Genomic DNA, 9,964 nt, shown 5'->3' with positions numbered 1-9,964 from the left:
GGTGCTCGGGCCTCGGTGCTCGGGCCTCGGGCCTCAGGCCTTCCGCCTCGCGCCTCGGGCGCCTGCGGGGCTGCGGCACGTGTCGCCGTTATAGGCGAGTGCGCGTACCACCTGCGCCTGTCGCGCGTTGTCCCCGTGCCGGTCCGCCCGTCACCGCCGCGTCCTCGTTCCGCCCCGGCTGCGCTCTTGCGTCCCGCCCTAGCCCGTCGCGCTCCGTCCTCGCTCAGCCGCCATCGCCCGCCTCATGCAACGTCCGTAGTGCGAGCTGCAACGCGCCGTGTGCGGAATCCTCGAGCGGCGCGCGCAACCGCGCCGCATGCCGGGCCGGCACCGCGGGCGCGAGCGCGTCGGCCAGGCCGCCGCATAAGGCGACCGGCAGCGTCTGCCCGGGATCGAGCGCGTCGATCATCTTGCCGATCTCGTCGCCGGCCTGCGCGATCAATGCGTGCGCAACCGGATGCGAACGGTGCGCGAACACGATGGGAGCAAGCCGCGCATAGACCGTCTGGTTCGCGTCGCACGACCACTGGACGAGCGCATCGCGATCCTGCGCACCGGTTTCCGCGAGCAGCGCCTCTGCAAACGCGTCGCGCGGCGCGCGTCCGTCGAGCGCCTGTTGTGCATAGGCGAGCGCGCGCATGCCGAGCCACGCGCCGCTCGCCTCGTCGCCGGACGGGAAGCCGAAGCCGCCGGCGATCCGGCATGCGCCGTCGGCATCGAGCGCGGCCGCGATGCTGCCGGTGCCGAGCGCGACGATCAGCCCCGGTGCGCCGCCGTGCGCGCCGAGGACCGTCGTATACGCGTCGCTCTCGATCGCGAGCGCCGCGAGCGGTGCCTGCGCCCGGAAAGCGGCGAGCCACGCCGCGTTGTTGACACCCGCCAGCCCGCAGCCGAGCGCGCACTGCGCCCAGTCGAACGCGAGCCCGGCGCGCGTGAATGCGTCCGCGCACGCGGCCGCGATCGACGCCCATGCGCGCTCGATGCCGAGCCCCAGCCCGGACGGGCCGCCGCGCCCCTGCGCGAGTTCGCGCCCGTGCCGATCGGCGAGCACTGCGCGCGTGCCCGTGCCGCCGCCGTCGATGCCGATCGCAAAAAGTAATGCCGTCATGCCTTCATCCCGCTGATTCGAACAGGCGCCAAGCTTAACCGGATCGGCGGCGCACGCCCATCTGCCGTTCGGCCAGCTATCCGGTGCCGAGGCGTTCCGCTATGCTGGCGCGATCGAATCGATACGGGAAGCGAGGCAGACGATGTCGCAGCGATGCAACTGGGTGAAAACCGAAGCGGACGCTCACTATCACGACACCGAGTGGGGCGTGCCGTCGCACGACGATCGTCATCTGTTCGAGATGCTGATCCTCGAAGGCGCGCAGGCCGGCCTGTCGTGGTCGACGATCCTGAACAAGCGCGTCGGTTACCGCGACGCATTCGCCGATTTCGACGTCGACGCCGTCGCACGCTTCACGCCGAAGCGTATCGAGAAGCTGCTCGAGAATCCGGGGATCGTGCGCAACCGCGCGAAGGTCGAGGCCGCAGTCGCCAATGCGCGCGCGGTGCAGCGCATCCGCGAGGAGCACGGTTCGCTCGCGCACTTCCTCTGGTCGTTCGTCGATCACACGCCGATCCAGAACGCGTGGCAGTCGTATCGAGACGCACCGGCGTCGACGGAGCGCTCCGATGCGCTCAGCAAGGCGCTGAAGGCGTACGGCTGCAAGTTCGTCGGCTCGACGATCTGCTACGCGCTGATGCAGGCCACCGGAATGGTCAACGATCACGAAGCCGGCTGCCCATGCCATGCGCGATGCGCGGCGCTCGGCGGCAAGCAGCCGGCGAGCGCACGCGAAGCCGGCTGACGAGTCGGCGGCACCTTGGCGGCCGCCGTTCGGCAAATCAGCGCGCAGGCTTCGACGAAGCGGCCACGGCTGTCCTGGACGCGCTGCGCGCCGCCCGCACGCGTGCGCTCCGCTTCTTCACCCAGATGCAGATGCCCGTCACGCTGAGCATCGCGATGACGATGCCGAGCACACTGACCGCGACGCGCCCCGCCACGCCGGCGATCCGCCCCGAATGCAGCGGAAACTGCGCCTGCATGAAGAGGTCGCCGAACGAGCCGCGCCCCGGCAGCTGCGCCGCGACGGGCTTGCCCGTGACGGCGTCCCAGTACAGCCACGCGTTGCCGAGACCGGCATCGCCGTGGTCGTTGCCCGGCTCGAAGAAGCCGACCGCATAGACGTTCATCGCCGGCGCGTAGAGCAGCGCGCCGGGCGGCGCCGCGATTCCCGCGTCGCGGGCCGCCGGGCCGGCGAGTTCGACGATGCGCTCGCGCGCGAGCACCTTGCTGCCCGGCGGCGCGGGCGGGAAATGCTCGGGGTTCGTATACGGCGTCTCCGACAGCGGCGAGAACAGCGACACGAGCGGACGCACAACCGGGTTGCCGAGGTTCATCGAGATCGACGTGATCGCGACGACGAGCAGCAGCCCCCACACCCACACGCCGCCCGACCGATGCAGGTCGAACACGAGCGGGTAGCCGCCGCGCCGCACGCGGAACGCGAACGACTTGCGCCAGCTTTTCATGCTCGGAAAGGCCAGCACGAGCGCGATCAGACTGTCGAACGCCCATACGATGCCGACGACGCCCATCACCCAGAAGCCGAAGTTCACGCTGCCGTACACGGGCAGAAACAGCGAGTAATGCAGCCGGTAGATGAACGGAATCAGATCGAGCCGCGCGAGCGACAGTGCGCCCCATTCGCGGCGCGCCTGCACGGCGCCGGTCGCCGGGTCGACGGCGATCTGGTTGAAATCGATCGCATACGGCTGCCCCGTCGCCGGATCGGTACGCGCCATCACGCCGGCCTGCAGCGTATGGCCGGGCTCGACGGCGAGCGGCAGATAGGTCACCTGCACGCGCGGGTCGGCCGCTTCGATCCGCTCGGCGAGCGCGAGCGGCGAAAGCGGCTTCCCGCCGCTGCGCGCGACGTAGAAGTCGCGGTTCAGCGCCGCGTCGAGTTCGTGATCCCAGGCGATCAGCGCGCCGGTGAGTCCCGCGACGAACAAAAACAGCGCGGTGGCGAGGCCGAACCATCGATGCAGGCGGACGAACAGCGGTCGCACGAACGCATTCATTGCGTACACCGCGGATGGCGAGCGGGCCGAATCGAACGATGGCCCGGAAGGGACAGATGGCGGATCATGGAAGCTACGCACACGCGGCGGGCGTTTGCGGCGGCGACTCACGGGCGCGGAAGCCCGCATGCGCGGCATCGCAGCGTTGCGCGTGTTGCGGATGGAGTGACAACGCGCGACATTCTAACGCAATGCAAATGATTCTTACTTTCGTTTCGTTCGCGTGAATCGATTTGCGTTACGTCACACCGTGGTTCGGATAACTCGACGCCGGCACCCGACCGGATCGAGCAGACGCTTTCCGCGCCTCAAAAGCAAAACGGCGGAGCGGCTTCTTTCGAAGCACGCTCCGCCGTTTCGCGGCGAACCGTCAGATGCTCTTAGTGGAGCTTCTTCGGCAGCATCTGGCTGCGCAGGCGCTTGTGCAGACGCTTGACGGCTGCTGCCTTCTTGCGCTTGCGGACTGCGGTCGGCTTTTCGTAGGACTGGCGCTCGCGCAGTTCAGCGATCAGGCCATTTTTTTCGATAGCGCGACGAAAGCGGCGAATCGCCACTTCGAACGGCTCGTTTTCTTTCAGAAGAATCGTCGTCATGTCGTTCCTAAATTGCTTAAACGGTCAAAAACGTAGCGGCCAAGCGCCACGCACCGGCCATCCGGGCGTTCCCACAACAGGCGAAACGAGCGGAAATACGGCCTCGGAGGCCGGAAAAGAGAGGCGGAAAGCACCGCGAGTACGCTTCACAAGCCGCGTGCAGCGCCGCGTTTGACTGCCAGCAGACATGCCGAAAACGGCAAAGGCGTGACAGAAATCTCAATTCAGCCCGCCATCATAGCAGGGAATCACAGACAAAACCACCCTTTTGTCGTCCGCGCTTGGGCGAGCGACAAAAGGGGCGACGCCACGGCGCGCTCCGCGTCCGACCGCCATCGCGGCACAGCAATCCGACCCTTCGACATAAAAATCGGGCCGAATCTCCTCGATCCCCTCAAGTTTTGTTTTGTGCCGCCGAAATCCTGCTCTGAGGCGGCCAGCAATGAACGAGTGCTTCCGCCGACGCCAAAACGGCTTTCCAAGGCTTTCGGCTTAACAGGAGATTTTTCCATGCTCGGAATCAATAGCAACATCAACTCGCTGGTCGCACAGCAGAACCTGAACGGTTCGCAGAACGCGCTGTCGCAAGCGATCACGCGTCTGTCGTCGGGCAAGCGCATCAACAGCGCAGCGGACGACGCAGCGGGTCTCGCGATCTCGACGCGGATGCAAACGCAGATCAACGGCCTGAATCAGGGCGTGTCGAACGCAAACGACGGCGTGTCGATGATCCAGACCGCATCGAGCGCGCTGTCGTCGCTGACGAACAGCCTGCAGCGTATCCGCCAGCTGGCCGTGCAGGCATCGACGGGCACGATGTCGTCGACCGACCAGGCCGCGCTGCAACAGGAAGTCGCGCAACAGATTCAGGAAGTGAACCGTATCGCGTCGCAAACGACGTACAACGGCACGAACATCCTGAACGGCAACGCCGGCATCGTGTCGTTCCAGGTCGGCGCGAACGTCGGCCAGACGATCTCGCTGGACCTGAGCCAGAGCATGTCGGCAGCCCAGATCGGCGGCGGCCTCGTGCAGGCAGGCCAGACGGTCGGCACGGTCACGGGCCTCAGCCTCGACTCGAGCGGCGTATACACGTCGTCGGGCGCAGCCATCACGGCAGTCAACGTGCTGTCCGACGGCAAGGGCGGCTTCACGTTCACCGACCAGAACGGCACGGCGATCACCGGCGCAACGGCAGCGGCGATCTTCTCGACGTCGGCCGGCACGGCATCGAACGGCGCAAGCGTCACGCAGATCTCGATCAGCGCAGGCGCGACCAGCTCGAGCATGTCGCAAGCTTCGCTCACGGCGATCGCGAACGCCGTTGCGCAAATCAACGCCGTCAACAAGCCGGCGACCGTGTCGAACCTCGACATCAGCACGGTCAGCGGCGCGAACGTCGCGATGGTCTCGATCGACAACGCGCTGCAGACCGTGAACAACCTGCAGGCAGCGCTCGGCGCGGCACAAAACCGCTTCACGGCGATCGCAACCGCGCAGCAGGCCGAGTCCACCGACCTGTCGTCCGCTCAGTCGCAGATCACCGACGCGAACTTCGCGCAGGAAACCGCGAACATGTCGAAGAACCAGGTGCTGCAGCAAGCCGGCATCTCGGTGCTCGCACAGGCGAACTCGCTGCCGCAGCAGGTCCTGAAGCTCCTGCAGTAATCGCGTAGCAACCGACGGCCGGGCCCGCGCAATGCGCGGCCCGGCTGCCTGCATCCGGCGTGCGACCGCACCTGTCGCCGCCGAACCTTCTTCACCGATTTCATGCATTCACCGCCGCACGGAGCACTACGATGTCGACGATCAACTCCGCCGTCACTTCCGCCACCAACTCGGCCAACAGCCTGCTGCAGCAAGCTGCGCAATCGATCATCAGCGGTTCGACCGGCAACTCGTCGATGGACGTGAACTCGCTCGTGACGGCGCTCGTCAATGCGAAGACCGCCGGTCAGGCCGCCGCGCTCACCGCGCAGCAGACCAGCGACAACACCCAGATTTCCGCGTTCGGCGCCCTGTCGGCCGCGCTGAGCGCCTTGCAGGCCGGCCTCACGACACTGTCGAACGGCTCGCTGCAGAACACCTTCACCGCTACCGCAAGCGGCACCGGCCTCACGGCGACCGCGGGCGCCGGCGCCGTTGCGGGCAGCTACTCGGTCGGCGTCACGCAGATCGCGACGTCGCAGTCGCTGTCGTCGGCCGCATTCGGTGCGTCGACCGCGCTCGGCACCGGCACGATGACGCTGTCGCTCGGCAGCCAGTCGTTCACCGTCGACGTCAACAGCGCGAACAACACGCTGTCCGGCATCGCCGCCGCGATCAACAACGCGACCGGCAACCCGGGCATCGTCGCGTCGGTCGTCAACGGCAGCGACGGCGCGCATCTCGTGCTCAGCTCGACGCCGACGGGCGCGGCCAACACGATCAGCGTCTCGCTCAGCAACGTCGCCAACGACAAAGGGCTGTCGAGCCTCGGTGTCACGTCGACGGCCAGCACGACGGGCGGGCAGTCGACGATCATGTCCGCGAACGGCAGCGCCGCGTGGAAGCAAAGTACCGCGGCGCAGGACGCCGCCTTCACGATCAACGGGATTGCCGGCACGAGCGCGACCAATGCCGTGACGGGCGCGATCACCGGCGTCACGCTGAACCTGACCGCCGCGGCCGTCAGCGCGACGCAGCCGATGACGCTGACCGTCGCGGCCGATACGAAGAGCCAGGCCAACGCGATCAGCAATTTCGCGACGCTGTACAACACGCTCGTCACGACGATGGGCTCGCTGTCGAGCTTCACGTCCGGCGCGTCGTCGCAGGGCCCGCTGCTGGGCGACTCGACGCTGAACACGATCCGCAATGCGCTGGCGTCGATCGTCGCCGGCGGCGTCACGAGCAACGGCTCGACCGTGAACCTCGCGTCGATCGGCGTCACGCTGCAGGCCGACGGCACGCTGCAGGTCGACAGCACGGCGCTCAATAGCGCGCTGCAGAACAATCCGACGGGCGTCGCGTCGCTGTTCAACTCGACGAACGGCATCGGCGAGCAGCTGACGACCAGCATCACGAACTACACGAAGACGAACGGACTGATCGCCGCGCGGACGACAGCGCTCAGCAACGACCTGAAGAGCGTCGCGCAGCAGCAGACGGCGCTGTCGACCTATGCGGCGCAGCTGACGAGCCAGTACCAGGCGCAGTTCACGGCGCTCAATACGCTGATGGCGACGATGAACAACAACTCGCAGTACCTGACGCAGCTGTTCGGCGGCGCCAACAGTGCCGGCGCGCTGTCGAGCAACAAGAGCTGAGCGCAATCCGGACCCGGGAGCCACGATGGAACAGACCGAACTGATCGCGCAGCTCGACGCGCTTACCGATGCGATCGAGCACGCGGCCGCGATGGCCGACTGGACCGAGGCGGCACGCCTCGCCACGGCGCGCGAGCCGCTCGTCGCGTCGCTCTCGGCCGACCAGCCGCCCGCCGGCATCGCCGCGATCCGCCGCATGCAGGCCAGCAACGAGCGCATCTTCGCCGATGCGCAGCGCGCACAGCGCGAACTCGCCGACGAATACCAGGCCGCGATGAGCCGCGTGCAGGCCGCCGGCCAATACCAGAACATCGCCAGCCGCTGACGCGCGCCGGCTGCCGCGCGTGACCGTGCGGCCCACCCGACAACAAGAACAACGCGCTGATGTGAGGGCGCGCTCGTTCGACTCCGCCCGCCTCGCGCGGGCGTTTTTTTGCGTGTCGCACGCCGTGTCGCCGCGCCGCCGCTCGCCGGTCAATTGCCCAAACTGACCGTGCTTTTACCGTCACCTCGCGGCATCGGCGCGGCGGCCCGCTACCCATAATCGTAGGGACCGACTTTCCGCAGATTCGATCATGCCCCCGTCCGCCCCGGCCACGCTCACGCCCGAACAGCAGCTCGCGCAGGATATCGCGCTCGTCATGGAAAACGCGCTCGAGCGCCAGCGCAGCGGCGCGTTTGCCGAAGCGCAGGCGCTGTACGAAGCAATCCTCGATGCGATGCCCGCGCATGCGGACGCCCGCTACAACCTCGCGGTCCTGCTGGTCGATACGGGCCGGCCGGCCGACGCGCTGCCGCATTTCGAAGCCGCGCTCGGCGCGAATCCGGCGAACGGCTACTACTGGGTCAGCTACATCCATGCACTGCATCGCAGCGGACAAACGCCGGCCGCCTGGATTGCGGTCGAGATCGCCCAGCAGCGCGGCGTGCGCGGTCCTGCGCTCGACGGACTGATCGCCCAGATGGCCATGCCGGACGCGCGGCTCGCGACGGCCGCGGCAGCGATTGCGCCCACGGGCGTCGGCGCGGCGATCGTGGCCGAGACTGTCGCCGAAGCGGCCGCACCGAACGGCGCCGGCAAGGCGGTTCGCCGCGCGAGTGCGCATCAGTTGCAAAAGCATGCGGCACTGTTCGAGAAGGGCAAGCACGACGAAGCCACCGCACATGCACAACGGCTCGTCGCGGAATACCCGGACGATGGTGCGTGCTGGCGCGCGCTGTCCGCATCGCTGCACAAGAGCGGCCGCTATGCCGAGATGATCGATGCCGGTCTGCGCACCATCGCGCTGCTGCCCGACGAAGTGCTCGTGCGGATCCTGCTCGCCGACACGCTGCGGGTGATGAACCGCCTCGCGGAAGCCGACGACACGTGCCGACGCCTGCTGGAATTGCGGCCGGATCACGCGGAAGCGCTCCGCATCCACGGCCTCGTGTTGTTCGCGCTGCGTCGCGCAGACGAAGCGATCGCCGCATGCCGGCGCGCGGTCGAACTCGCGCCCAACGCCGCGGCACCGAACGGCACGCTCGGCTTCCTGCTGCTCGAACTCGGTGCGACCCAGGAAGCACTCGGCTGGCTTCGCCGTGCAATCGAAATCGACCCGACCGACAGCGTCACGCACAGCAGCATGCTGTTCTGCCTTGCACACAGCAGCGATCTCGATCCGCAAGCGCTGGTGGCCGAACATCGCAAGTTCGGCCAGCGCTACGAAGATCGCAAGCGCAAGCGAGCGGCGGCTTTCTCGAATTCGCGCGACCCGGCACGCCGGCTTCGGGTCGGCTTCGTATCGGGCGACCTGTTCAACCATGCGGTGGCGTCCTATGCGGTTCCCGTGATCGAGCATCTCGCCGCCGACACCGGCATCGCGATGCACTTCTATCACAACCATGTCGAAGAAGATCAGACATCCGAACGCTTCAAGGCCTGTGCGGCAGGCTGGCGCAACGTCGCCGGCATGAGCGATCACGCGTTCCTCGAGCGCGTTCGCAGCGACCGGATCGACATCGCGATCGATCTCTCGGGCCACACCGGACGCAATCGGCTCGTCGCGCTCGCGCAACGTGCGGCGCCGGTGCAGGCGTCCTGGATCGGCTATCCGGCGACGACCGGCCTCGCGTCGATGGACTATTACCTCACCGATCGATTCGTTGCGCCGCACGGCGTATTCGACGATCAATTCGTCGAGCAGATCGTGCGGCTGCCCGCGATCGCGCCGTTCATGCCGCCGCCGCACTGCCCGCCGGTCAATGCGCTGCCCGCGTTGCACAACGGCTATACGACGTACGGCAGCTTCAACCGCCTGAACAAGCTGAGCCCGCGAGTCGTCGCGGTGTGGGCGCGCGTGCTGCATGCGGACCCGACGGCACGCATGGCGCTCGGCGCGATCGGCAATGCCGGCGATCAGCGCACGCTGACCGAATGGTTCGCCGCGGCCGGCATCGACGCGAGCCGTCTGACATTTCATCCGCGCTCGAACATCCCCGTCTACATGCAGCAGCATCACGGCGTGGACCTTTGCCTCGATGCCTTTCCGTACACCGGTTCGACGACCACGCTGAATGCGCTCTGGATGGGCGTTCCCACCGTGACGATCCCCGGCTCGACGGTGGCCGGGCGCGGTAGCGCCGGCTGGCTGCAGCACGTCCGGCTCGACGAATATATTGCGAAGGACGAGGACGACTTCGTCGCGAAGGCCGTCGCGCTCGGCCGCGACACCGCCGCGCTGCACGTGCTGCGCACGGGTCTTCGCGCGCGCTGCGCGCAGTCGGCTGCGTTCCGGCCGGCCGTCGTCGCGGCGGGTCTGTCGTCGGCGCTGCGCACGATGTGGCGGCGCTGGTGCGCAGGCGAACCCGCCACAGCATTCGATACGCCGTTGTTCGACGATGCGGCCGCCGTGCCCGATACGGTCGACGCCTGATCGCCGCGCCATTCGAGAG

The 9,964-nt window shown here is 67.4% G+C and carries 9 protein-coding genes; 5 read left to right on the top strand and 4 right to left on the bottom strand.

Features of this window, described 5'->3' with window-relative positions; all coding sequences use genetic code 11:
* Nucleotides 1-223: 223 nt before the first annotated feature.
* Nucleotides 224-1,108 (bottom strand): glucosamine kinase nucleotide-binding domain-containing protein, encoded by an 885-nt coding sequence (locus HMPREF3115_RS17895; RefSeq protein ID WP_070555476.1) that lies wholly within the window; start codon nucleotides 1,106-1,108, stop codon nucleotides 224-226.
* A 142-nt stretch (nucleotides 1,109-1,250) separates the two neighbouring features.
* On the opposite strand from HMPREF3115_RS17895, the gene HMPREF3115_RS17890 reads away from it, so the two are divergent.
* Nucleotides 1,251-1,853 carry a DNA-3-methyladenine glycosylase I gene (locus HMPREF3115_RS17890; protein WP_070555473.1) on the top strand — a complete coding sequence of 201 codons (603 nt, stop codon included), beginning with the start codon at nucleotides 1,251-1,253 and terminating at the stop codon, nucleotides 1,851-1,853.
* Nucleotides 1,854-1,890: 37 nt separating this feature from the next.
* Here the strand turns inward: HMPREF3115_RS17890 and HMPREF3115_RS17885 are convergent, their stop codons facing one another.
* From HMPREF3115_RS17885 to HMPREF3115_RS30970, 3 genes are all read right to left on the bottom strand, one after another.
* Entirely contained in the window at nucleotides 1,891-3,129 is a 1,239-nt protein-coding gene (locus HMPREF3115_RS17885; protein WP_070555470.1) for a PepSY-associated TM helix domain-containing protein, read from the bottom strand.
* Between the two features lie 380 nt (nucleotides 3,130-3,509).
* The gene (gene rpsU, locus HMPREF3115_RS17880; RefSeq protein ID WP_006401410.1) at nucleotides 3,510-3,722 is read right to left on the bottom strand and encodes a 30S ribosomal protein S21; all 213 of its coding nucleotides are present in this window, start codon (nucleotides 3,720-3,722) and stop codon (nucleotides 3,510-3,512) included.
* Between the two features lie 248 nt (nucleotides 3,723-3,970).
* Nucleotides 3,971-4,234 carry a hypothetical protein gene (locus HMPREF3115_RS30970; protein WP_141751695.1) on the bottom strand — a complete coding sequence of 88 codons (264 nt, stop codon included), beginning with the start codon at nucleotides 4,232-4,234 and terminating at the stop codon, nucleotides 3,971-3,973.
* Between HMPREF3115_RS30970 and HMPREF3115_RS17875 the strand changes: the two genes are divergently transcribed.
* From HMPREF3115_RS17875 to HMPREF3115_RS17860, 4 genes are all read left to right on the top strand, one after another.
* Nucleotides 4,233-5,390: a flagellin gene (locus tag HMPREF3115_RS17875; RefSeq protein WP_053296693.1), complete on the top strand. Its 1,158-nt coding sequence runs from the start codon at nucleotides 4,233-4,235 to the stop codon at nucleotides 5,388-5,390. The genes HMPREF3115_RS30970 and HMPREF3115_RS17875 overlap by 2 nt on opposite strands.
* Nucleotides 5,391-5,521: 131 nt before the next feature.
* Nucleotides 5,522-7,030, top strand: coding sequence for a flagellar filament capping protein FliD (fliD, locus tag HMPREF3115_RS17870; protein WP_070555468.1), 1,509 nt, complete (start codon nucleotides 5,522-5,524; stop codon nucleotides 7,028-7,030).
* Nucleotides 7,031-7,055: 25 nt separating this feature from the next.
* Nucleotides 7,056-7,355 carry a flagellar protein FliT gene (gene fliT / locus HMPREF3115_RS17865; RefSeq protein WP_006416873.1) on the top strand — a complete coding sequence of 100 codons (300 nt, stop codon included), beginning with the start codon at nucleotides 7,056-7,058 and terminating at the stop codon, nucleotides 7,353-7,355.
* Between the two features lie 250 nt (nucleotides 7,356-7,605).
* Nucleotides 7,606-9,945, top strand: a complete 2,340-nt coding sequence (locus tag HMPREF3115_RS17860) for a tetratricopeptide repeat protein (protein ID WP_070555465.1) — start codon at nucleotides 7,606-7,608, stop codon at nucleotides 9,943-9,945.
* Nucleotides 9,946-9,964 lie beyond the last annotated feature (19 nt).

This window comes from Burkholderia sp. HMSC10F09, assembly GCF_001806955.1.
GTDB classification, from domain to species: Bacteria; Pseudomonadota; Gammaproteobacteria; order Burkholderiales; family Burkholderiaceae; genus Burkholderia; species Burkholderia multivorans.
This window is presented reverse-complemented; position numbering and strand designations above follow the sequence as displayed.